Annotated in this window: 19 protein-coding genes; 4 read left to right on the top strand and 15 right to left on the bottom strand. The window is 56.7% G+C overall.

Annotated elements, in window-relative coordinates; translation table 11 throughout:
• The first annotated feature begins 55 nt into the window (after positions 1-55).
• From ppa to ACA047_RS03750, 3 genes are all read left to right on the top strand, one after another.
• Positions 56-583 (top strand): inorganic diphosphatase, encoded by a 528-nt coding sequence (ppa, locus tag ACA047_RS03760; RefSeq protein ID WP_354339288.1) that lies wholly within the window; start codon positions 56-58, stop codon positions 581-583.
• A 195-nt stretch (positions 584-778) separates the two neighbouring features.
• Complete coding sequence (locus ACA047_RS03755) at positions 779-1,510, top strand: LexA family transcriptional regulator (protein WP_497356804.1); 732 nt, start codon at positions 779-781, stop codon at positions 1,508-1,510.
• 609 nt (positions 1,511-2,119) lie between these two features.
• Positions 2,120-2,410, top strand: a complete 291-nt coding sequence (locus tag ACA047_RS03750; protein WP_497356802.1) for a hypothetical protein — start codon at positions 2,120-2,122, stop codon at positions 2,408-2,410.
• 122 nt (positions 2,411-2,532) lie between these two features.
• Here the strand turns inward: ACA047_RS03750 and ACA047_RS03745 are convergent, their stop codons facing one another.
• Positions 2,533-2,892, bottom strand: a complete 360-nt coding sequence (locus ACA047_RS03745; RefSeq protein WP_497356800.1) for a DUF6124 family protein — start codon at positions 2,890-2,892, stop codon at positions 2,533-2,535.
• A gap of 608 nt (positions 2,893-3,500) precedes the next feature.
• On the opposite strand from ACA047_RS03745, the gene ACA047_RS03740 reads away from it, so the two are divergent.
• Positions 3,501-4,412, top strand: a complete 912-nt coding sequence (locus ACA047_RS03740; protein ID WP_497356798.1) for a restriction endonuclease — start codon at positions 3,501-3,503, stop codon at positions 4,410-4,412.
• A gap of 163 nt (positions 4,413-4,575) precedes the next feature.
• Here ACA047_RS03740 and ACA047_RS03735 read toward each other — a convergent pair whose 3' ends face one another.
• From ACA047_RS03735 to ACA047_RS03670, 14 genes are all read right to left on the bottom strand, one after another.
• Positions 4,576-4,935, bottom strand: coding sequence for a DUF6124 family protein (locus ACA047_RS03735; RefSeq protein ID WP_497356796.1), 360 nt, complete (start codon positions 4,933-4,935; stop codon positions 4,576-4,578).
• A gap of 595 nt (positions 4,936-5,530) precedes the next feature.
• Entirely contained in the window at positions 5,531-6,805 is a 1,275-nt protein-coding gene (locus ACA047_RS03730; protein ID WP_497356794.1) for a glycoside hydrolase family 68 protein, read from the bottom strand.
• Positions 6,806-7,282: 477 nt separating this feature from the next.
• Entirely contained in the window at positions 7,283-7,642 is a 360-nt protein-coding gene (locus tag ACA047_RS03725; RefSeq protein ID WP_497356792.1) for a DUF6124 family protein, read from the bottom strand.
• 621 nt (positions 7,643-8,263) lie between these two features.
• Positions 8,264-8,953 (bottom strand): two component system response regulator, encoded by a 690-nt coding sequence (locus tag ACA047_RS03720; RefSeq protein WP_497356790.1) that lies wholly within the window; start codon positions 8,951-8,953, stop codon positions 8,264-8,266.
• Positions 8,934-12,068, bottom strand: coding sequence for a response regulator (locus ACA047_RS03715; protein ID WP_497356788.1), 3,135 nt, complete (start codon positions 12,066-12,068; stop codon positions 8,934-8,936). The genes ACA047_RS03720 and ACA047_RS03715 overlap by 20 nt, the downstream gene beginning before the upstream one ends.
• Positions 12,065-16,000 carry a type VI secretion protein IcmF/TssM N-terminal domain-containing protein gene (locus ACA047_RS03710; RefSeq protein WP_497356786.1) on the bottom strand — a complete coding sequence of 1,312 codons (3,936 nt, stop codon included), beginning with the start codon at positions 15,998-16,000 and terminating at the stop codon, positions 12,065-12,067. The genes ACA047_RS03715 and ACA047_RS03710 overlap by 4 nt, the downstream gene beginning before the upstream one ends.
• Positions 16,000-16,668, bottom strand: coding sequence for a DotU family type IV/VI secretion system protein (locus tag ACA047_RS03705; RefSeq protein ID WP_497356784.1), 669 nt, complete (start codon positions 16,666-16,668; stop codon positions 16,000-16,002). The genes ACA047_RS03710 and ACA047_RS03705 overlap by 1 nt, the downstream gene beginning before the upstream one ends.
• Positions 16,665-18,047, bottom strand: a complete 1,383-nt coding sequence (tssK, locus tag ACA047_RS03700; RefSeq protein ID WP_497356782.1) for a type VI secretion system baseplate subunit TssK — start codon at positions 18,045-18,047, stop codon at positions 16,665-16,667. The genes ACA047_RS03705 and tssK overlap by 4 nt, the downstream gene beginning before the upstream one ends.
• Positions 18,048-18,108: 61 nt before the next feature.
• Positions 18,109-18,723 carry a type VI secretion system lipoprotein TssJ gene (gene tssJ / locus ACA047_RS03695; RefSeq protein ID WP_497356780.1) on the bottom strand — a complete coding sequence of 205 codons (615 nt, stop codon included), beginning with the start codon at positions 18,721-18,723 and terminating at the stop codon, positions 18,109-18,111.
• A complete protein-coding gene (locus ACA047_RS03690; protein ID WP_497356778.1) occupies positions 18,720-19,310 on the bottom strand; it encodes a hypothetical protein in 591 nt (196 codons plus the stop codon). The genes tssJ and ACA047_RS03690 overlap by 4 nt, the downstream gene beginning before the upstream one ends.
• 177 nt (positions 19,311-19,487) lie before the next feature.
• On the bottom strand, positions 19,488-19,895 hold the full coding sequence (locus tag ACA047_RS03685) for a DUF4150 domain-containing protein (protein ID WP_497356776.1): 408 nt from the start codon (positions 19,893-19,895) through the stop codon (positions 19,488-19,490).
• A gap of 10 nt (positions 19,896-19,905) precedes the next feature.
• Positions 19,906-20,553, bottom strand: a complete 648-nt coding sequence (locus ACA047_RS03680; protein WP_497356774.1) for a DUF3540 domain-containing protein — start codon at positions 20,551-20,553, stop codon at positions 19,906-19,908.
• 10 nt (positions 20,554-20,563) lie between these two features.
• Positions 20,564-21,499 (bottom strand): pentapeptide repeat-containing protein, encoded by a 936-nt coding sequence (locus ACA047_RS03675; RefSeq protein WP_497356772.1) that lies wholly within the window; start codon positions 21,497-21,499, stop codon positions 20,564-20,566.
• Between the two features lie 23 nt (positions 21,500-21,522).
• Positions 21,523-24,513, bottom strand: coding sequence for a type VI secretion system Vgr family protein (locus ACA047_RS03670; RefSeq protein WP_497356770.1), 2,991 nt, complete (start codon positions 24,511-24,513; stop codon positions 21,523-21,525).
• Between the last annotated feature and the right edge of the window lie 47 nt (positions 24,514-24,560).

Genomic DNA, 24,560 nt, shown 5'->3' with positions numbered 1-24,560 from the left:
CCACTTTTTGGTCAATCCGACCAGTCATTTGGTCAACTAACGGGGGCACCGCCCAATGAGCTACAGCAAGATTCCGGCTGGCAAAGACCTGCCAAACGACATCTACGTCGCGATCGAAATCCCGGCCAACCACGCCCCGATCAAATACGAAATCGACAAAGACAGCGATTGCCTGTTCGTTGACCGTTTCATGGCCACCCCGATGTTCTACCCGGCCAACTACGGTTTCATTCCCAACACCCTGGGCGACGACGGTGACCCCCTCGACGTGCTGGTCGTGACCCCTTACCCGGTTGCCCCAGGCTCGGTCATCCGCGCCCGTCCAGTCGGCATCCTGAACATGACCGACGACGGCGGCGGCGATGCCAAAGTCATCGCAGTACCGCACGACAAACTGTCGCAACTGTACGTCGACGTGAAGGAATACACCGACCTGCCACCGCTGCTGATCCAGCAGATCGAACACTTCTTCGCGAACTACAAAGATCTCGAAAAAGGCAAATGGGTCAAGATCGAAGGCTGGGCCGGTGCTGACGCCGCCCGCGAAGCGATCACCAAATCGGTTGCCGCCTACAAAGGCTGAGACTGAATTTGAAGAAGAACCCCGGTTTGCACCGGGGTTTTTTATGCTTTAATGGTGCTTAATACGAACTTGTATTAATACCGTTTATCTACGTTTACCCAATCCCTTTCAAATCCTGCAAACGGAAAGATCGTCTTATAAATTTGAACGACATGTTTATTGCTCAAAACACCGTCGCCCCTAAACTTTCCGTTTATGAAAAAGATCTCCAGTGGCGACCGCTTCAGAGCCCTTCTTAAAGAAGCCCACATCCGATCCGCCGACTTCGCGAAGTTATACGGCGTGAAATCGCAGCACGTGAACAACTGGTTCAACCGTGGTATCCCGCCAGGGCGCATCCACGCCATCGCCGGCCTGCTGACCGTCAGCCCACAATGGCTCGCCAACGGCGAAGGCCCGCAAACCCCATTGGGCCTCGGGCCCGGCAACACCTACGACGCCGCCGAAATCCAGGGCGTCTACAGCGTGCTGGAACCCACGGACATCGAACTGCCCTTCTACAAGGAAGCCCCCATCGCCCCCGGCGAAACCAAAACCCACGTCATCGAAATCCCCGACCAAGCCATCCGCCTGCCCCGCAGCCACCTCGAAACCCTCGAGATCAACCCCAGCGATGCCATCTGCACCAGCATGGTCGGCGACAGCATGGCCGAACGTATCGACGACGGCTCCACCCTCGCCATCGACCGCGGCCTGACCCAAATCATCGACGGCCAAATCTACGCCCTCGAACACGACGGCATGCTGCGCATCAAATACCTGCACCGCGTCCCCGGCAACCGACTGCGCCTACGCAGCCACAACAGCACCGCCTACCCCGACGAAGTCTTCAGCGTGGAGCAGATCGAAGCGCAAAACATCAAGGTCATCGGCTGGGTCTTCTGGTGGTCAACCCTCAACAAACAGCGGCCGCCGGTGTTTGATTGAACGCAGCTCCCCGTGGCGAGGGAGCTTGCTCCCGCTGGGCTGCAAAGCAGCCCCCTGCTCTTCTACTAACCACCCATAACCCAATGATTCAAAACACAACTTACCCCTGGAATTCCCCCCAAAACCCGCTTACCCTCCGCCCCACATTTGCGAGCCCACGCCTCGCACCGACAAGGCAGATCACTTTCTGACCAAGTCCCACAGCCGGCCGCAAGAGCCGGGTGTACGTTTTGAAGGCTGGTGAGGTTTGTCAAAAACGAGCTGAATTAGTCAACGAGAAGCCGGCCATAAGCCGGCTTTTTAATGTCTGGTCGAAAGCCCTTTTATTTAGTGTCTGCAGCGCTGACATTTTTCTTGGCCTCCTTCCTGGGTGCCGTAAAAATCACCGATACGACGTCGCCCCCCACAAATCCCTCAACGATTCTGCTCTCGTGCATCCGATAACACATTGCTCGCCTCAAGAAAAATACTAGCCCGCCGATACCGCCAACGGAGACTCAAGTGTTGCTTCTGAGGCTCGCTCAGCGAATCGTTACAAGCTGCTTGGGAAGCAATCTCAATCGGTAATAGGAAATGTAAGGCGGTAGCCTTCAACAAGGAGAAGTAGACATGAAATATATCGGTTCTGCAGTGCTTAGCTTGGTGGCTCTTTGTGCTGGTAGCGCTGTGGCTGAGGAGAAGCCGTTCGCACATCAGTTCGATTGCCCTGCCAGCGGATGCAAGTTGACGTGCCAATCGATTGCTGCAGGCAGTAGCCCTTTTGGTTTGTCTGCGAATACGTTGACGGTTACGTTCTTGTCCAGCGGAGTGGCAATCTATGACGCCGACAAAGGGGCAATCGGTAAGCAAATGCTTAGCGTGAATCTCAATCAGGTTGCCTGTACCGTTGAGTCACGATGAGGAAACAATTACGAATCCATTGATGGGGGTCGAGGCGGACACTGAGCCTCTGATTTCTTGATCATAAAAAAGGTCTTGCCCTGCAAGACCTTTTTTCATACCTGGGGCAAGCGCTTCCCTTATTACCTTACCTCAACAATATCCAAAGCCCGATTCGCCAACAGTTCACTCACCTCAATCACCTGCAAAATCCCCATCGCCACATGCCGTCGCGATCCTTCCAGATCAAACGCCAAATCACTGATCATGGCGTTAGCCGAAGCCAAATTTTCACTGAGATTGGCAAGCAGACATTCCGAATCAACATCCGGTGCGATACGGAAGATGGTGTTGGGCTTGTCAGACGTTTCGTTCTTCGGCGTAGGCTTCAGGTAGTAATCCAACGCCCGGTCGGCAGCATCAACAAGCTTATTGTTACGAGCAGACTGAGCGCGAGACACATGCTCATCTGCAGTCGGAGGGTTCGGTGTAATTTTGACCATAGCCTTAACTCTCTTTGGTGAGGCCACGACCCTCTCGCTGCTAAACAAGTGGGCGGCAGCTGTACGCGGGTTAGCAGACCGACGAGTTAAGAAATCGGCGCGCCCGAGGGCGCCCCACGCACAGCCACCATCAAGTGCAGGGATGGGAATACCTGACTGATGAAGCTTGATGCGACTCAACTCGACGGGCTGCTAAACCCGATCACTGATGGGCAGTGACAGGATCAAAACTACCGACGCGGCCAAGGGCGCACAAGCCGGCGGATTCTGGCGTAGTTGTAGGCAATGGCGCAAGACAACGTCAGCCGCCCCCAGATCCAAATCGAACTAATAAACACCGCGCGGCCTCACGCCCAACGTAAATACGAGAGGATAACGTGTCGCTGTTTTTCGATTTTTTCGACATGACGGGCTCCTGCACAATTGCCAGTTCGAAAATTTTCCGACAGTCACAGCCCTCAGTCCCAGGACAGAGGACAGTGACGTCAAGCTCCCCCTCGCCCTGTTCAAATAACGCCGGTTCACTATTAGGGTAAAGGTCTGGGCGCACGACAACCAGGATCCGCACCTGCTTTAATAGACTTCGGCAACTGAACAGGAAGTTACTTATGCCCATCCCGGACTTTCAGAGCGTCATGCGACCGATACTGGCCACCGTCGCCGACCATACTCCGCTAGCTCTAAGCGAACTTCGCGAGCGCATCGCTAACGAGTTTCAGCTCAGCGAGGAGGAGCGCAGCGAACGCCTGCCTTCCGGCAAGCAAACGGTCATTAACAATAGAGTCGGTTGGGCGCGCACCTATCTGAATAAGGCGGGGCTGCTGAGCATTCCGGCAAAGGGACTGGTGCAAATCACCGAACGCGGTCGAGAGGCGCTGAACAGCGGGCCGGCACGTATTACCGTTAGGTGGCTCAAGCAATACCCTGAATTCGCCGCATTCCATACGACCAGTCCCGCCGATGACCCAGCGTTAGCCTTGCAGAGCGAACCGGTCGAACAAGCTACTCCCGACGAGCAACTGGCCGCAGCACACCAGGCGCTAACGCAATCATTGGCGGATGAACTGCTGGCCCTGGTGCGTGCAGCTTCACCAACTTTTTTCGAGCAACTGGTAGTCGATCTGATGATCGCCATGGGCTACGGTGGCTCACGCAAGGAAGCAGGGCGCGCGACGCAACAAACCAACGACGACGGCATCGACGGCATCATCAAGGAAGACAAGCTCGGCCTGGACGTCATCTACTTGCAAGCCAAGCGCTGGACCAACACCGTACACCGCCCAGAAATAGATAAGTTCATCGGTGCCCTCACCCGCCAACGTGCCCGTAAGGGTGTGTTCATTACCACTTCGGACTTTTCCAACGGAGCCCGCGAGGCCGCCATGAGCCTGGACATCAAAGTGGTTTTGATCGATGGGCTGGAGCTGGCGCGGCTGATGGTCGAAAACAATCTAGGTTGTAACGTCAAGCAGGTTTACGAAGTAAAGCACTTGGATAGCGATTACTTCGTGGAAGATTGACCCAGTCGGCTTGCCGGTCACCGCACCCACTGATGTCCTGCTGACGCACACAATTGTCCAACAGGTTGTTGGACAATCTGGGCGTGCTTCGGGACTCTCACATACAAAAAGGTCTTGCCAAGCAAGACCTTTTTTACGCCAGGAGGGCAGCTAACGCGCCGCTCTACCTCTCCTCAACAATATCCAAAGCCCGATTCGCCAACAGCTCACTCACCTCAATCACCTGCAAAATCCCCAACGCAAAATGCCGTCGTGATCCCTCAAGACCAAACGCCAAATCACTGATCATGGCATTCGCCGAAGCCAGGTTCTCACTGAGATTGGCAAGCAGACATTCCGAATCAACATCAGGCGCAATACGGAAAATAGTGTTGGGTTTGTCAGACGTTTCGCTCTTCGGCGTAGGCTTCAGATAGTAATCCAACGCCCGGTTCGCAGCGTCATCAAGCTTATTGTTACGAGCAGACTGAGCGCGAGATACATGCTCATCTGCAGTCGGAGGGTTCGGTGTAATTTTTGCCATCGACTTCGGTTCCTGTAAGTGATGCTGCAACCACCTCGCGACTAAACGAAAGGGCGGCAGCTGTGCGCAGGTTAGTCGACCGGTGAACCTAAGAATCCCGGCGCGCCCAGGGGCGCCCTGCGCACAGCCACCATCAATACAGGAACAGCACAGCCTGTCCGACGGGACTTGGTACGCCTTAGGTTGAGACGGGCGACTAAACCCGATCACTGATACTCAGTGACAGGACTCAAACTACCGACGTCGTCCAAGACGCACAAGCCGGCGGATTCTGGCGTAGTTGTAGGCAATGGCGCAAGGCGATGTCGGTCGTGGCTAGTCTCATGGAGCCACGATAAACAGCTGGCTGGAATGTTGCTGATGCAACGATATCGCGAGCAAGCTCGCACCACAGAGGAGCTTGTGTACATACGTCGCTGGGGAATGCATTCGCAACCGACTGCATCCTTGCAGCCAGTCGCGAAGAGGGTTACGACTCGTTGTTCAATGGGGCTTGCGAGCAACATCGCAATGAATCAGGCGGGATATCTCGATCATATCCACAACGGGTTTTTCATCGACCTCAAACCCGCTGCCTGAAACCCCTGCGTTGCTATTACTTGAGCGTGACGTCGAGCATCGGCGGGATGTAACCGTAGTCGTACTCGGCCACCACGAACGTCTGCTGCCCTTTTATTTTCATGCCCACCGTTGGTGCCTCAGTGCCACCAACACGAATCTGCGTGCCGGTTTCGTCGGTCGGTATGTTGTCGATAAAGGAGGTCACCAGGCCGTTTGGCATCACATAGTGCGAGTAGGTCTGGAATGGCTGAGAGGACGGGTTGCCCAGCACCAGGCCGGAACCGTTCAACGGCACGTAAGGGCCGAACAGCGAGTCCGCGACAAAACCGTACACGCCGTCCGGCCCGGTCACACCGTCGGCATAGGTGAAGGTATGGCTAATCGTGAACAGGTAGTACTTGCCATCCTGGAACACGAAGTGCGGACGCTCGGTCTGGTCGTTTACCCCCACGGCTGTCAGCAGTGGCGGCAACATTTCCCAGTCGTCACCGTCCGCGTCGCGGGCTACGGCGATGCCAACACAGGCGGTCTGGAAGCGCGAGTTGCCGACATCTTCATAACCCGGCGGCACATCGCCGATTTCCGCCTCTCCCACCTTGTGCGAGCCGCGCTCACCGGCCACGTTACCCTCGAACAGCATGTACAGCTTGCCATCTTTCGGGTCGCGGAATGGCCATGGGTCGCGGAAACCCCAGAAAGCGTTTTGTGCTTCGGTCTGATACATCTTGCCGTCGGCCTCGAACAGCGGCTTGACCTTCTCGAAGCCGACCATGCTGACACCATGTTCAGTGGTCACCACCCGACCACGCACTTTGACGATGGTCGCGCCCGGGGTGACGGCGGTGTAATACAGGTCCACTTCACCTCGGTCGTTCAACAGAATCGGCGTACCGGCCCATTCGCGAGCGGTCGGCGAAACCCCTTCGGCCATCACACGGCCACCGAATTCCCAGTTCTTGCCGGTACGAGAAAACCAGTAGTACATCTTTGCCCGACCGTGACGATCGTTCCAATCGCGGAGGATGTCGTAGTTACCGTTCTCGTCAAGGTACTGCGGGTCGTTTGGATGACGATCGGCAGTCAGAGTGAAGATCACCGACCAGCCATCGACGGACGTCACGTTACCGTCCAAGTCGCGCAGGGGCATGGTGTCCCAGATAAACACGTCGTTGTTCAATACCGGGAAATCCGCGCTGACCAGCGGCTGAGTGGTGGTGGGATCATCCGCCCGGACTTTCAACGCATCAGCGCGGGTCCAAAGGCTGGGTTGATGGGGTGTTACACCGAATTTTTCAGTGTTGGTTTTCATAAGTTAGTGCCTCGTCCATGAATGGATTCAAATAAATAGTGATTTAGAAATACTGTATGCACATACAGTGAAGCCACCTTATAGAGGCTCACCCATGCGGGTCAAGGAAAAAATGCATTTGTGCATATTTTGGTTTTTTCTTTGAGCTGATACGTTTCAGCCGTGAGCGTTTCGAGAAGTTCATTCGTGGGAATGATCGCCGACGTTGCCTGCACACTCGGTGCTCTGAAGCGCTATTCGGTGGAAGGCGCACGTAACCGGGCAATGGGCGGAAGCAGTGCATGGAGGGAACGGATCGCCGTGTTCTGCTCGCGAAGTGGTGAATCAGTGGCACTGATGTTGATTGGTATCGCTATCGCGAGCAGGCTCGCTCCCACAGGGGGTGTGCGAAATGCCTGCTTTGACGAAGCTCGGCCACAAAAAAAGGCCTTGCTCTGCAAGACCTTTTTTCATACCTGGGGTAAGCGCGACCCCTTGTTACCTCATCTCAACAATATCCAAAGCCCGATTCGCCAATAGTTCACTCAGCTCAATCACCTGCTGAATCCCCAACGCAACATGCCGTCGCGACCCATCCAGATCGAACGCCAGATCACTGATCATGGCATTCGCCGAAGCGAGGTTTTCGGTGAGATTCGCAAGCAAACATTCCGAATCAACATCAAGCGCGATACGGAAGATGGTGTTGGTCTTGTCAGACGTTTCCTTTTCAGGCGTAGGGTTCAGATAGAAATCCAACGCCCGGGTGGCAGCGTCGTCGAGCTTCTTGTTTCGGCTCGATTGAACGCGGGATGCAGGTTCGTCTGTAACTGGAGGGTTCGGTATAATTTTGACCATAGCCTTAGCTCTCTTTGGTTGAGGCTACGACCCGCTCGCTGCTAAACGAAATGGGTGGCAGCTGTACGCGGGTTAGCAGACCGACGAGCTAAGAAATCGGCGCGCCCGAGGGCGCCCCACGCACAGCCACCATCAAGTGCAGGGATGGGATACCTGACTGATGAAGCTTGATGCGACTCAACTCGACGGGCTGCTAAACCCGATCACTGATGAGCAGTGACAGATCCAAGTTACCGACGCGGCCAAGGGCGCACAAGCCGGCGGATTCTGGCGTAGTTGTAGGCAATGGCGCAAGGCGGTGTCGGCTGGGGGGGTGTCGGGGGTTGCTGACTTATTTGTCTGATATACCGCCATCGCGAGCAGGCCGCCGTTTGATCCTGAGCCTGCGCTTGACAGTCCCCGACAGCGGAAATCCAACAGGTCAGCTGAATCCGAAACAAGTCGAAAACCTGACCAGACCTGGCCCCCAAGAAAGTCGGGCAACACATCGTTAAATGCAGCACAGAACAACTAATCATGACCGGCGCATGCGTTCATGATCAGGCACGCTCAGGAACTAGCCCCCACTATGAAACAGCTTCCCAGCGGGCAAGAAAAGCCACGCCCTATGACATTAAAAAGTTACTGAGCCTCCCCAAGAAGGCCAAGCCGATAAGCCCACTGCACGATGTCGGCGGAGTTATGAGCGTCGAGTTTTTTCATCAGATTGAGGCGATGTGTTTCTACGGTTTTTAAGCTGATACACAGAACTTGCGCAACATCGCGGTTGCGTGAGCCTTCGGCGACGAGCTTGAGGACTTGTCGTTCTCGCTCGGTCAAGGTAATGCCGCTGACGGTTTGACCGCTTCGCAGTGCAGCGACTTGTGCGGCATCAAGGCCTGGGTCGATATAGATTTTCCCAGCGCGCACCTGTTTGATGGCTTGCAGCAGATCGTCGCGACGACTGCGTTTGAGTACGTAGCCCATCGCACCGGCCTCAAGCGCCAGGGCGGCGTTATGCTCGGAGATGGTGGAGGTCAACGCGATGATCTGTATGTCGGGCCAACGCTTGCCGATCAGGGTGAGAGCCGAAACGCCGTCGAGCAACGGCATGTTCAAGTCCATCAGCACCAGGTCGGGCTGCAAGGTGCGGCACAGGGCAATGGCTTGCTGACCGTCCTCGGCCTCGCCCACTATTGTGACCTGACCTTCGTCGGCAAGCAGAGCACGAAGCCCCTCACGAATCATGGCGTGGTCATCGACCAGCAATAAACGGCATTCGGGCATCTTCAGACCATCCGGTTCAAAGGGGTCAAGGCTGACGGGCAGCAAGGGTCAAACAGTGCATTTCCAGTTGCAGCAGCGTTGCATTAATTGTCGCAACGTCGTCCTCCAGCCCCGCTCGCTCCAGCGAAGCGGCAGCCTCCTCCAATGCCGTTTCACCGAACTGTCCGGCGCTGCCTTTTAGGCTATGGGCGACACGTGCAGCTTCGGCATGGTCGGCCAGTCCTATAGCGGTCTTGACTCGGGCCAGCAATGTCTGGCAATCCTCGCTGAACAACCGCTGCAGGCGTGGTGATCGCAATGGGTCGTGCGTATCGGGCTGTGGCGCTTTGGGTTGAGCCAACAGTGGCAAGGGTGATTCCTGTGCTCGCAAATCCATCTTGCGTCCTAACTGCCGGGCAATCACTGTCGTGATCGCATCGAACAATTGCACCGGAAGAACAGGTTTGGCGAGGTAGTCGTTGGCGCCAGCTTCAATGAACCGTTCACGATCACCGCTCATGGCATTGGCGGTCAGGGCAATCACGTAGACTTCATCATCCAGCGCTCCGGATTGTCCCGAACGGAGCAGTCGAACTGCCTCCATTCCATCCATCCGGGGCATCTGGCCGTCCATCAGCACCGCATCGAAAATCCGCTGTCCGAGCATGCTCAGGGCTTCGACACCATCGCAGGCCAAGCTGACCCTGTGGCCGAAACGTTCCAGGAACAGTTGCGTGATTTCCCGATTGGTAGCGATGTCATCGACCACCAGGAAGTCGAGGCTGTAGTCATGGCGCTCAAGCGCTCGTAAAGGTGACGGTACGTCGTTGAGCGTCGGTGTCGCGCCGCTTTGTACCTGGCACAAGGTCCGATAAAAATGCTGACGACGCACGGGTCGGGTCACGCACGCGGCCAGCCCCCAGGCACGCAGTTGATCAGCATCGGGCAGCGACTCGACATGAGTGGCCATCAGCACAATACGCGCAGAGGCTAACGGCGCACTGGCACGGCAGATTCCCGCAAATTCAATCCCATCGACCAGAGGCAGACGCCAGTTGACCAATACCAGATCGAACATGACGCCCAACTGCGCCTGCTCATGCATTAACCGCAACGCATCATCTGCACTCGAAGCCCCTTGGCACAGCACCTGCCACTGGCCCAGGATACCCATCAACGCCTCACGCTCCTCGCCGTGTTCGTCAATCACCAGGGTCCGCAGCCCCCATAGCCGCGAAACGTCGGCCACCCGGACCGGGCATTGCGGCAATGGCAGCGTCAGGCTGAACGTGGAGCCAACATCCGGCTGACTCTGTAACTCAATGCCGCCGCCCATAAGCCCGGCCAGGCGCTGACTGATCGACAAGCCCAAACCGGTACCGCCGTAATTGCGGGTGGTGGAAGCGTCAGCCTGGAGAAAGGCGTCGAACACGGCCTCCTGCGCAGAGGCCGCGATGCCTATGCCAGTGTCGACCACCTTGAATCCAAGCCGATCACCTTCTGCACGCCAGACCGCCAGACGAATCGAGCCACTGGCTGTGAACTTGACGGCGTTACTCAAAAGATTGAGCAGAATCTGCCGAAGCCTCCACGGATCACCCATCACCTGTTCCGGAACATCGGAGGCGATGTAGCAGATCAGACGCAAACCCTTTTCGGCCGCACGAGCCGCCAATAGCTCAATGACTTCTTCAACCACCTCGGTCAGATCAAACTCAATCTGTTCAATGGTCAAGTTGCCGGATTCGATTTTGGAAAGGTCCAGAATGTCACTGATCAGCGCCAGTAGCGCTTCGGAGTTTTCCCGTATGACGGTGACAAAGTATTGCTGTTGCGGGCTGAGCAGCGTATCGGCGAGCAGGTGATTCATGCCGACCACCGCATTCATCGGGGTGCGAATCTCATGGCTCATATTGGCCAGGAACTGGCCTTTGAGTTGGTTGGCCTGCTCGGCGAATTGCCGTGCGGCCTGTAGTTCATTGGTTCGTACTTCGACCAGATTTTCCAGCCCCGCCTGCTGAGCCTCTAATGCATCCAGAAGGCTGTTGTAAGCGTTGGCAAAGCGCCCAAGTTCATCTTCACGCGTCACTGGCAGACGACGCGACAGGTCATCACCATCCGCCGTGAGTTCGATTTCCCGGGCAAACAAGGCCAGCGGTCGTGCCAGTTGCCGGCGCAATACCAACAGTAATCCCAGAGTCAGCAGGATAAAGCCGATTATCGCAAACGGCACTTCCCCCAGAATCAGACCCAGAGCACCAGCGCGAAGTTGAGCTTGCGGATAAAGCGTCAGCAAATACCAGTCCGGCTGACTAAGACGGGCGATCACCATTGGCGAATCGTCAAAATAACCGATCTGCGGAAAATCGGATTGATCCGAAAAGCCAGCCAGCAGCGTCTTCAAATCGTCTTGAGAGACAGCGCTCATCGAGTTCCCGGAAAGGTCGGCCACCCTTCGTCCATGCGCATCCAGCAACAGACTCGGGTACCCACTGAGCAACTGCTCGATACGGCTCAGGCGATCATCAAGCTTCAACTCATACCCGGTCATGAACAGAGGCTTACCCCAAGCATCCCTGGAAACGACCGCCACGCTGAGCAATTGCTGGTCGAGCAATGCATCGTGATAGGGCCCGGACCAAACAACTTCGGGGCCATTTACTTCTAACTGGTTGAACAGCTCACGCAACTGAACAGCACGGTTCTGGACAAAGCCTGCCGGGATATCGACCTGCGTAGAGAAGGCCGCACCGGCATCCGGGAAATAGAAAAACGTATCAACGGTCATTGCTTGCCCCGCAGTACCGAAAGCTTCAGCCGCAGAGGCTGCCCGTGCCAGCTTATCAATGACTACAAGGTTGTCTGCGTCGCTTTGTAGTGACTGGTTGAGTACCCAGTGCATGGTGCTGCGCTGGAAGATATTGCTGCCAAACTCATTGGCCGAACCATTGTTCCAGCGGGTCATGAGCCGCTTTGCACCCTCTTGCGCGTCGCGAAAATCATCGTTATCGACACTGGACAGCAAGCGCAGACGCTGACTGAGATCATTCAGCGCCTCGTTTTGCAATTGCTCAAAGGTTCGCCAGGCGCTGAGCCCGGCGGCCACGCACCAGCTCAGGCCCAGGACCAGTGCCAGCACACAGGTAATACGCAGCGCCAGGGAGCGTCTCCAGCCCGTCATCGCATGCCGACTTTGCCAGAGGCGGTACTCTCAAGTTTCGCAACAACGCCCATCTTGCGTGCAACATCTCGAATCGCCAGTTGCGCAACTGCATCGTCACGCAACGACACCACCAGCAAGCGATGCGCCGGTTCTCCAGTTGCGGTTTGTGCTGCTTCACGTTGGGTCGCAAACCCCAGCGTGCGCAATTGCGCCTCCAGGTTTCTCATGCGTATTTCGTTGTCGTAGACGCCAAGGTCCAGACGCAGCCCCTCGCCGGCAGCCAGCCCGGTATCCACGGGTCGCGGTGTCCAGCACCAAGCGATCTGGGTGGGCGGCTGAATATTGGCGACACCTTGCTGAGCCGGCGATCCAAGCGCTGAAAGACTCACATTCATGGCGGCCGCCTGGGCCTCCATCGCCATCAGCTGCTCAGCAATGGCTTTCAGGCGTTCATCGAGGGTATCGACCTGAAACTGCAGCTCATCGGCTTTGGCGTATTTCTCCAGCAACGCCTGTTCACCCTCTTGGCGATAGGTCAGTTGGATGCCGATCAGGTTTTCGCTGCCCATCAGATTGCGCTGGCTCGGGAAATCGGCAGCAGTGAAGGTGTGTTGGCCGCCATTGAACAATCTCAGGAAGTCCACGAAGGCCCGATCACCTGTCCAGTGCCGGGTCAGCTTGAAGTTAGCAAAACTGATCTCCAGTGAGACATCCGCACAAGCCCCTGGCGCCCAGACGAAGCTGGCGCTGGTGGGGAAGTTGAAGTTATCCAGGACCGTCGAATGACCGTTGCACTGCAGCGTCAGACGCGTCTGCTGGGGCAAGGACCGGGCGCCGAGATTGACCTGAGACGGCGAGGCAGAAAGCTCCACCACCGCAGCCGTGGCCTGCAGCGTTGCAATGCTTTGCTTGAGGTCGGCCCGTTGCGCCACGAGGGTTTTCTGCTCGGCATCCAGCGCCTGCTTGCTTTGTTGCTCGGTCGCCTGCTGGGTCTGGCTTTGCCGCTGGGCGCTGGTCAGATCGTTCTGGGCATGCTGCATGCGACTGACGTAGGCGTAAAAGGCCCCCGTCAAAGGGATCTGGACGCCCAGGGATTCCCGACCGCTGTAGCGCTGCACATCGCGCTGCACGAAGGTTTTCACCGGGCCACTCATAAAGGCAGGGAGCTGACCGCGATCACCGTACAACAGCTCGTTGAGCATGACGGGGTCGTGAACGCCCTGGATCGAACTGAGTAATTGACCGCTCCAGTCACTTTGGAGACGACAGGCCGCCACTTGCGCAATGTAGTGCAAGGAGAAATCCAATTGACCGGTCACCAGCGACCAGACCACATCTTCACGCGGGTCCGTTGTCTTCAGCGCTTGAATCATGGCGCTGCGAATACGGTCCGCTTCCCAAAGGGGCGCGGATTTGACCGCAGGATCGGCACCAAAACCCCAGGTGTCGAGGGCGACCTGAAAGGCTTGTGCGTCGTTTTTCTGCAGATCGGTAACCACACCCGCCATCAACTGTTGAAATTTAGCCATGGCACGTGTCTGAGCCAGTTCATCGCGCAGCCCATTGACACCACTCTCGATCGACCCGCCGTTGACCATGCCTTTGAGCACATCACCGCCCAGCGCGTTGGTCACCTTGAAATTACTCAGTGCACCCGATTCCGCCTGCAAATCGTTGTTATTGGCGAGTTTGAGCAAGCGGTCCATCGACACCGCACGGTTCACCCAAGGAGCCCGGTGCTCGACCGGAATCAACTCGAAACGCATGGCGCTGCGATGCAGAAGCATGAGGAAAGGATCGCTGGGAGTAGCCACAACACCGAGGGCTTGCTGCCAGTCACTGCGGGTTTTCAGGCGGGTCTGCGCGCTGAGCAAGCTGCCCTGTATAAACCGATACCAGGCATCCTGAGTATCGCTCTGATACTGATCCAGAAACTTCACCCGCTGCGCCTTCCACAGCGTCTGGTCACGGCTGGCGCGACCCAGTTCGTCGAAGAAACCAAGTATCGCGTTGTGTCCTTGTGAGGTATAGGCCTCAGAAAGACTCAAGCTTGGGTTATCAGTATCGGTCCAGTATTCGCTGAGCAGCATGGGTTGCAGATCGTCTTGCAGCTCAGCCCAAGCCGTCAGCCAGGACAAGTCACGCGACTCAAGCACCATACTTTCGAGCTGCCCCAGCAAAGCAGCACGCTGGCTCTGCATCTGCGGTATATCGGTTTGCCATTCCAGATAGGAGCGATAGCTGGTCCCCAGGGTGATCAATTGCCCAGCGCTGATCAGGTCTTTAGTACCGTAGGCCAGGTTCAGGAACCCCACCTCTGATCCTGGCATCGGCAAGTTACTCATCGACTGATTGTTGAGCCGTGCGTCGAGCAGATTGATACGCCGCACCAGGAACTCTGCATAAGCGGCAATCAACCGAGGGTTACCGCTGTTTAATGCATTGCTGAGGTTTTGTGAAATGAAGCCATCGAAAACCGGGTTACGTATCTGGCTGTCGAACAGCTTTACGTAATCAGCACGGTAGTGTTCCTGCACCTGCTCGATATGCCGTGAGAACGGCAGTAACGAACGCCATCCACCCTGCTGTTCATCAGACAAATTGATCAGCGCTTGCCGGAAAAGACGCAACGCATCCAGATCGGTCTCCAATCCACCGGCAAAGGCAGATGGAGCCGGTGGTTCATTGAGCGCTTCGGTGAGCACTGCTTGGGTATGACGGTCAGCATAGACCAACAGCACACCAAACCCGATGCACAATCCCAACCATGCAATCACTGCGGCGTGGGCCAACAGCCGCCGCCAGCGACGCCAACTGTCGATGGTTTGATACGCGTGACGCTGCCCTGGCAATAGCTGCCCCAGTAGCTCGTGGCTGAACCAGCCCTCCTCTTGCGCGTCACAATCCTGCCCTTGCGCGGTGAAAAACAGCCCGCACAGCAGAGGTGGTTCGCTGTAGGGATTGGCGTCAAAGGCCGGCAGCAGCAGCTTCCCAAGGCGCGGACGCAAATCACCGATGCGTTCCGGCAGGCTGAAGGCCTCTTTGTCAGGCAGGCCGCGTACCCCAAGCTCTATGCGCAGATCAGACAGGCGCTGACCGAGTCCGCTGAACATTTCATCGAGAAAAGCACCCGCGCCAGTGCGATGCTGGCTAAGCAAACCAAATGACTGTTCACGTTGTATGGGCGTAAGTGCTGTACCCCATTGCGCGAAACCCGGCACGGCTTCAGCACCCGTGATGATGAAATATACCGGCAGCCGTGCGCCGAACACTTTTACCAGGTCATCAAGACGGCGACGCAGATTGTGTCCCTGTTCGGCCAGACGCTCATCGGAATCTGTCAGCAAGCGTTTGCTATCGATCACCAGCAGCACGCCGTTGAGCGGTTCCCGACGCCGCGAACGCAGCAACCAGTAAAGCAGCCGCCGCCATTCCGCGCCGACGTCGCTGTTACCCTCGGCCATGCGTCCTGCCGGGTCAATGATCACCCCACGCTCAAGGAACCACCAATCCAGTGTCCCGGTCGCCTGCTGGCCCCCGCTACTCGAACGCAATGCCGAGGTCAGTCCGCTGTTGTGCAGAAGACTGCTTTTACCGCTGCCACTCTCGCCCAGCATCAGAAACCAGGGCAGCACATACAGAGGGGAACCCAAGCGGCTCAGCCGTGACTCGCGCAGCATGCGCACACCACGGCTCCAGTCCTGATCCAGGTTGGGCGCCTCATCCTGACGACTCGTTGGCAACTCGCTTTTCATTCGCGCCCGTAAACGCCAGGCGTGCCAGCGGCGTCCGATCCAGCCCAGCGCCAGGAACGCCAGTACAGTCCCGATAAAGATCAGCGGTACATACCACAGTGGCCAGTCCTCATAGAGTGCCAACGCCCATAACCACAGGACAAAGGCTGCCAGCAGCAGCACCCACAGCATGAAGATCCCGGCTTTCTTTAACATCAGCGCATCTCCAGCAGTTGACTGACTTGTCGACTCAGCGAGAGATCGAAACTGATGTAAAGCACGGTCAACACAATCAGGGGAATGCCAATCAGCAGAAGCAACGAAATACCGGGCAAGCCACGGCGCACCACGCGAGTGCGCTTCGGCAGATGGTCTTCGGGTTGTTCAAAAAGGTGGCTGGAGGCATCCAGCGGCTCCATTTTGTGATCAAGGATGATCCGCTCCAGCAGCAACCGACGGTACTGGGCCAACTCGCCTCCCGGACGGGTCGCATATCGACCTTCAAAGCCACTTAACAAGGCCAACCCGAATACTTCCCGGGCCTGCACCGCGGCCTCGGGCAGCGCTTCCAGACGCTGAAAGAACTCAACACCGGCACGGCTGGTGGAAAAGTAATGACGTTGCAGCGGTGCACGACGCCACTGCGCTGAACCGGGCCACTCGCCAGACATGGCCGTTTCGTCGATCCAGGCCACTACTGCGAACAGCGCCTCGCGCACTTCAGCTTCAGCAAAGTGTAATTCCCGGGCATGGTTCGCGGCGGCATCAAGCAGTGCGATCAGCATCGGTGAAAGGGAGTCATAGGATTGGGCCGGATCAATGAAGCCTTGCTTGGCAGCATCGAAAATCGGCGTCCAGCAGCCAGCAAGTCGGGGACTGGTCATGAGCGTACTACCACCAGATCAATGACCAGATCAGCCAATGGCTGTGGCAGAAAGAACGCCGCCTGACGTTCGCCTTGCAGCGTTTCCCAGCCGTCACTCAGTGTTTCCAGACGGAAATACAGCGCACCTGCTACACGCGGCAAGCCTTGTGGCGGTACTTGTAGATAAATCATCTCGACGCCTGGCAGGGCACGGTTGATCAGCCCTTCCATGACGCTGACGGCACCCAGTTTGCCATCCAGCGGCAGGCTCTCGGCCAGCCAGACCGGGTCGACCGCGCTGCGTGCCACCAGGAAGTATCGATGACGCGGGCCAAAAAAGGCGTCCGGCAATTCGGCCTGATAGAAACCTTCAGAGGGTTGCAAACGCACAAGCAATTCGGAACCGATGCTGATTTCATTAAGCAGCAGGCCGATCAATGCCGCCAGGGCAATGGTCGCAGCCCCCGCCTCTTCATGTTTGTAGGGCGGGACCAGCAAGCGGCCATCCGGGGTTTCACCGAGCATATCGCAGACGTCGGAGAACAGACTCAACTCACCCACCAGTTGGCGAAGGGTGCCGTATAACTGCCAGGGCGAGACCTGCGGTGTTTCCATCAGATGAGTCAACAACGGACCGTAGCGATTCAGCACAGCCAGGGCCATTAAATGATTCACCTGGGCACCGTCGAAATCCCCCCGCCGCGACTCACCCGGCTGTTTGTATACCGACAACTGCCGAGCCCTGCCGACCAGCTCGTCGCGTACCTCACGCAAGGTTTGCAGGAGCATCGGTGACGCCGCGAGATTGACTGACGGTGGCACATAGCGCTGCGCAGGTCGCACACGGTCGCCGTCCAGCTCAAGGCGGGCTATCGGCAGCAATTCATAGCTACTCAAATGCTCCAGCTCGTCTTCCCAGAACAGGCGCAGCACGTAGGACATTGAGCGCACCCGCGCTTCCGGAGAATTGCCGAGACGGTCGCCGATCACTTCCGGGTCAGCGGCCACCACGAAGCGTGCTTCGGCGCGGGAGCCGTCTGCCAGAGTCTCGAACACTTGCGCATTGGCATCGCCTGGCAGCAAGCGGCGCAGCCCCACAAACAACGTGCGACCGCCATTGAATTCACCCAGGTCAAGGGTGCGCGACTCCAGCACCGCATTACCCGGATATTCAGCCAATGCGCCTTCGGGGAAGCGCACCGACAATTGATCCAGCAGGCACTGTTTGGCAACCAACGCGGACTCGTTGATTTTCAGGGAGATCAAGCCCCACGGGTAAGGATGGTTCAACTCCGTGGTGCGGGTCAGACGATGCTCGATACGCGCGTCGTTCTGCTGAAAATGCTGAGGCTGCAGAAACAAGCCCTGATGCCAATACAACAACTGATCGATATTCATAGGGCTCGCGTTCGGGCAAAAGATGGGGAAGGTGGTAGCGGCAAAGCTCAATATAAAAAGGTCAGTCCTGGGCGCCCGGCAGGCGCACCTCGCCCTCTCGGGGCTGCACCGGCTTGGGCAACGCAAGGCGACTTTCCTTGCCGCGCAACAGCGCATCGGGCCCTAACAGCAAATCGATGGCAATGGGCTGCGGCGTAGCGGCCCAGGTCTTGCTGAACCAGCCGGTGGAAGTGACATCGACGCCGATCTGATACAGCTTGGCGCTGCGCGTCGGGTCCAGATGGGCGTAGCCCGCAGCGATCCCGACCATCTTTGCGCCCTCAAGCCTTGGCAGGCTCAACTGCTTGCTTTGACCTGGCTCGATGAACAACCGGGTAAAGCCGATCATCCCGGTCGGCGCGCTGTTCATCAGCAACAGGCTGCTCAGTTGCTGGGAGCTGCCGGTGTAGGCCGAAAACGCACTGATCTGATCGAACTGGGTAACCACCACCATCAAGTTGTGGGCCTGGCCGTCGTACTGATTCAGGTCGTTGTCCGCAGTGAAAGTCAGCTCGATGGCGTTTTCGGCGTAGCCCCACTTCAGCTCACTCAGGGCCTTTTGTTCCGGCGTCATTTCCTGGCTGCTGCAGCCGACAAACATCAGGCACATCGCTAGATATAAGAGTGTTCTCTTCATGTAAACACCATGACCTTGGTCTGACTGGGCTTGCTGACCCTACCGATCGTGTTATGGGCGTTATGTAAACCACTGGACATGGTCGCCATGCGCCCCCAGGCAGAGCCACGGGTGGTGTTTTTCTCGCCACGAATGAACGGGAAGCTGACCTTGTAGCGACCATGCTGGTTGAGTAACGGGGTGCTGCTCTCATCACCATCGACGATGGCGCTGAGCAAACCTTGCACGCTAGGCTTGGGCGTCACGCTCGGCGTGCGGAGCTGCACATCGCTGGGCAGTGCGATGAACCTGGCCAGTACCACTCGGTAATAGTGGTAGACGGTGTCGGCATCCAGATAGTCAACTGCCGTCACAATGCCGTGATAGGGATGCGGCATACCCCGGTCGTCACTCAGGGTCAGAACCGCTCGATCACCGAGCAAGGCTTCATCATTGAACAGTGGATTGATCGTCGCCAACCGCACTTCAAAGCGATCAGGCTGCGAAAGGCTTTCTTCGCCGCGCCATTGCTGTACCCACAGTTTTTCCAGCAGCAATGACGGCGCAAGGCTGGAAAACGAACACAGTGCCAAATCAGTGAGGGACATCGATCCATCCTTTCTTGAAGATGAGAACAGAGCCCGTGACCACAGGGACCCTCTACAGCATTACTTTATGCCCCCGACAGAGGCCTAACCTTCAGGCAAACACCTGATCGCTTCGGCTTGCACCTTGCTGATCGGCCATTGCCGCGGCAACACGTCGGACAGTCGCCCGAACCAGACTCACGCCATGACAGTCACAAAGACCTGGCTACCGGCCGATACCACACCGTTCGTATTGCCCGGCGTTCCGTTCTGCATGGTTTGCGTCGTCACCCGAACGGCAGGTTTACCGCCGACCATGACTTTGGTGCTGCCATCGGTAAAGGTCATTTCGCCCATGTTCTTGCCACTGACCAATCCACCTTGAGTGCCGGCCTCATCACCGCTGCTGGTGGTCACTTTGCTCTTCTGGTTAAGTGCTGGCATACCTGCCACCAGCACCTCATTCACCAGCCCGCCCGGATCGGCCATGCTGGTATCCGCGATATTGGGATAGGGCATCGGCACAGGTCCGGCTGGTGAGGGGGTTTTGCAAATATCGGGTTGCGAAGACGTGGCAATGGCCCCGCCGTTATTGAGCATGTACATGGCGCCTCTCCTAACCCAGCTTGATGTGTTTGGCATCCACGGCAACAGCCACGTCGGCGAACAGGTCCAGCGTTTCTGCGCGAACACTCCAGTCACCCTCGACCCGTTGGCGCAACGAACCGTTGCTCAGCTCCTCATGGCCCTGCACCTGTCGTCGACTGTCGCCGTATTGAGCATCGTGGCGAGTTACCTTTTGGCTGAGGTATTCGACGTGCTCATCAAGCGCCTGCCAATGACTCTCAAAGCGATCGCCGGTAACGCTCAACCGATCGACACGGATGTCGGTCTTGTTGAAACACGCCGAACTGGCTTGCGCGGCGACCTCCAGGTTCGCTCCCGCATCCAGCTCCACGCCGTCACGCGCCTGGATATTCAATGCGCCTGCCCCCACGTTGAGATACAAATCCCCTGGCACCCGTAACTCGCTGCACTGCGCCTGGCTGCGCTCAAGCACGCTGAGGATGTAGCCCTGATCGCCCGACAGCGAAATCAACACGCAATCTCCCACGGCCGGCTGCAACAGGCAGCCCATGGCGGGCTTCAACCAGTAACGATGGCCTTCAGCACTGACCACACCAAAGCGTTCGCCCTCGACAGCATTGATTCGCACATGGCGCAAAGTGGCGGGTTGATCAATAAATTGCAGAGCTTCATGCATGGGAGAGCACCTATAAAAGGGGTTGCCAGCGCTGCGCTGCGAGGCGTTCGCTGTCTTCGGGACGAATGGAGGTACGGTCGGCGTCGCGCCAGTCGCAGCCATCGAGTTCAGCAGCGTGAAAGTCCGTGCCATCAAGATTGGCTTTAACGAACGAAGCCTGGGCCGCTTTCATCGCCTGGCATTGGGCGTGCTGCAACGATGCGTCGGTGAACAGGCTACCCGTCATATCGGCCTTGTTGAGATTGGCCCGGTCCAGGCAGGCCCCAGTGAAGTCTGCCGACGCAAGTTGCGCCTCGCTGAATATTGCCTGCTTGAGCTGGGCTCCTACGAACCGCAGGTTTGCACCACTGCATTTATAGAAAGAAGTTGATCGAGTATTAATGGCTTCAAAATCAGCGCGCACAAACACTGACTGGTCGAATGCGCAACGAACGAGTCGGGCTTGAACAAAACTGGCACTGTCAAACCGACACTGAATCATCCGCACTTGATGCCAATCGACATTTTTCGCCTGAAGCTCGTCGAAAGTACAACCTTCCCATTGGCATTGCTCAATGCTGAGGCCGGACAACACCCACTGACCAAACACCCCCTCATAAAAGCTGATGCCCCGCAGTTCAGCACCACTGAAGTCCGGCAATGCCGCAGTGCTGCGTAGCCAGCGCCCGCCGCTCAGCCGGGCACCGACAAAACGCGCACGATCCAGTGTGCAATCCGTCAGCGTTACGGCCTCAAACTGGCAATGGGAAAAGTCCACATCGCTCAACTGGCAACCGCGCCATTGACTGCCACTCAGGTTGGCTCCACTGAATATTGCGCCACGAGCGTCCACCCGCTCAAAACGGGCTTCATCCAAATCAACACCGCGATAATCGCCCCCGGCCAAGACCAGGTCACGCAACGGTTCGGCTTGAGCCAAACGGATGCGCAATTCGTCAGCGGTCACACAGGATGCCTGTTCAACGCAGATCATTTGGGCAACTGCCCTTTGGAGAAGGCAACTGCCCCGTCAGCAGCCGTTTTGATACCAGGCCCCGCTGCGGCCGCAACAGAAGTTGCGGCCGATACCACGGCTTTGCCTGTGCTGACAGCAGCATAGCCAGCGGCTGCTCCAGCCAATATTACGCCCCCCAACCCTTTGGAAGGGCCGTCCTCCATGCGTTTGACGATTGGGCCGCTGATCGAAGCATCCGGGGCCTTGGGGACAAGCAGCGCCATAGCTGCGTCATAAACGTCTTTGACGCCTTGTGCAGTGTGAAGCACCATCTTCAACAACTCTTGCGCCTCGTAAAGCTTGTCCGCCAGACCCGACGATAGCGCCACTGGGCTTTTGAGAGCGCTCGCCTTTTTTTGCAAATAGGCACTTTGAACTTTCAGCACCGCACCATTCAGTGCCGCAGCCTTGTTAAGGTTTTTGGTCATATCAGAGCGTTCGTCTTTATATTTAGCCTGATGGTCCTTTTCGAATTTTTTTGATTGAGTATCCACAGGGACTATTTTCAAGGCAGCCCCCTCATTCGTCTTGGCCGCGTTCAATTCATCGCACGACATACTCTTGGTCGCCACGCTGTTCGAGATGATTGATGTTTTGACATTCATCTCCTTCTCGACCAGCACTGTCTCCTTGACCAGCAAACTGCCGGCAATCACCACATGACCATCCAGCACGATCGGGTACGAGCTCGACGTTTTGATCACGATGCCTCGGCTATCAAGGGTAATGGTCTGGTCATTCCCCCTGACGGTCAGCGAATTGATACCGGTCAGCCCCCCGGTATCGGTCACGACATTGAACAGGGTCGTATCAATGGTGGTAATCACCGTATCCAACGCAAAACTGGTCGACTTGATCCTGTGTACTTGCGATGCCTCCATCCTGTGGCGGTCAAAGCGATACCCATCGCCTTCATTGACATCGGCCTTGGTACCGCGCTGGTTGTAATTAAGCACCGTCTCGTGATTGGTATAGTCTTGCTTGTCGGTGCCTTTACTGACTGTGCGCTGAGTCGTGGCGGTATTGAGTTGCGCCGAATACGTCGCGTCGCTTTGGCCTGCACCTGCCACCGATAGGCTCGCCCAGGTTTTCCAGGTGCCCAGAAAATCGTCTAAAGCTGGTATCTTCCGCCCGCCAAACGCATCAAAGTTATCATCACGAATTTTCTTGCCCACCACGATGTCTGAAACCTTGGCATCTCCGGCTTTGCCTATGCTTAAGCGATAAACATCGCCCACATAGTGGCTGTACGTATCGGAGGCGAACTCCATATGTGCTTTCGTGCTTAAGTGCGCACCTTGAAAAGCACCAAGCCCCAACGCCAACCGGCTCTCGGCAATGGGCGAGCCCATGGTGAACTTGGTGCCCAGCGCACTATCGTCAGCCACAAGATAATTGCCGCCGGGGCTGGAAAAGCCACGTTGCGTAAGGTTTCGTTCTGTCACCGGATTAGGGTTCTCGGCGTTGGGAACCGTGCCGGTAATCACCGGGCGATCCGGGTCGCCGCCGAGAAACGCCACCAGCACTTCTGCCCCGTTGAGAAGCGGCAGGTTCAAGCCATGATGGGTACCGCTGGACAGGCTCGCCATTCGCAACCATGCAGAACCGTGCGTGGCATCATGACTGCTTCTCACGAATGGAAACCTGACCTTGTAACAGCCGTTCTCATTCAACAGCGGCTGGCCGCTGTTATCGCCTTCAATAACCGCACTGAACACACCGCGAATATTGGGTTTCGGCGTGTCGCAGGCAGGGCGATACTGCACGCCGGCAGGTAAGGCTACAAAACGCGTATCGGAATGTTTGTGATCGTCGTTATAACTGTGCTCCAGGCCGGGCACGGGCTGGCTGCCTTCATGCTGCACCTCGATCACCTGGTAGGCGTCATTGAGTTGCGCCCGTGGATGCATCGCGAGCCGCATCAAATAACCGGCTCTCAGACCTGTAGCACGGCCATTGCCGTGGAACTCCCGGGTCCTGCAACCTAGCGCTTGCGCGCGGCGTTTAGCTAGCCATTTGCCCTCCAGCACAGACCCGAAATGCTCGCCATACAGACCATATTCTCCAAAATAGGCTTTGAATGGCTTTGTCACGATAGCCTGTGTAGCACCCACGCCGGTAAGTAGGCTCGCCTCGGCAACCGATGAATCGGCAAACAACTCCAGTTTCGGACTAGCCCCGGAGAAATCCTTGAGAATGACATTCTGACTCTGGCTTATTGATCGGCGCTTGAAAGACCGGGCCAGCGCCTGTCGTGTTTCGACATCCAGACCACGATCCAGCGGCTGGTAGTTCACCACTGTCTCAGTCTTGGGCTGAAAACGCAGATCATCACAGAACACCAACATTTCTTTTTTGGCACCCTGCACGAAGAAATAGTAAACGCCGTAGTGCTCAAGCAAACGAGAAAGAAACGTAAAACACGTTTCTTCGAACTGACAGGTAAAGTTGATGGCGACGTAAGTATCGTCATGTAGTTGAAGATAGTAATCACTGTCTTCAGTGATAGCCGCCAAACTGTCCGACGAGCAGGGCTCTATCAAATCTGCAAGGCGAAGAACATCACGGATGATTGAATTCAGCGATGCGCCGACCCACACCTCGGAAAAACGAAACTGGCGCAACAGCGACATGCGTGGCTCCAGGACCACGCGAAAAAAGTAGTGGTCGCCGTAGCTGTCCAGTTGCTCCACGTCGGTGACAAAACCGTGATATGGCTGTGGTTTACCCACCGCATCCGTTATTGAAAGCGTGGCCGGCTGCAAGAGCATGGCTTCATCGTCCAACAGAGCATCCTGAGTCGTCAGGCGAATCTCGAACCGGTAAGGACGCGACAACGCCTCAGTGCCCTGCCAATCGACTACCCGCAGAGTCTGCCCCGTCAAACCTTCACTGGAAAAACTGCACAGTGCAACGTCCGAGGCAGAGATCTGCGACGTCACAGATGTGACCCACTCATTGGGCATGAGGTAGTTCTCCACGAATAAAAAAAGTGATGATCAGGCGCAAGCCC

The organism is Pseudomonas sp. LBUM1664, from assembly GCF_059695895.1.
The sequence above is the reverse complement of the archived record's forward strand: the minus strand, read 5'-3'. Positions and strand labels throughout refer to the sequence as shown.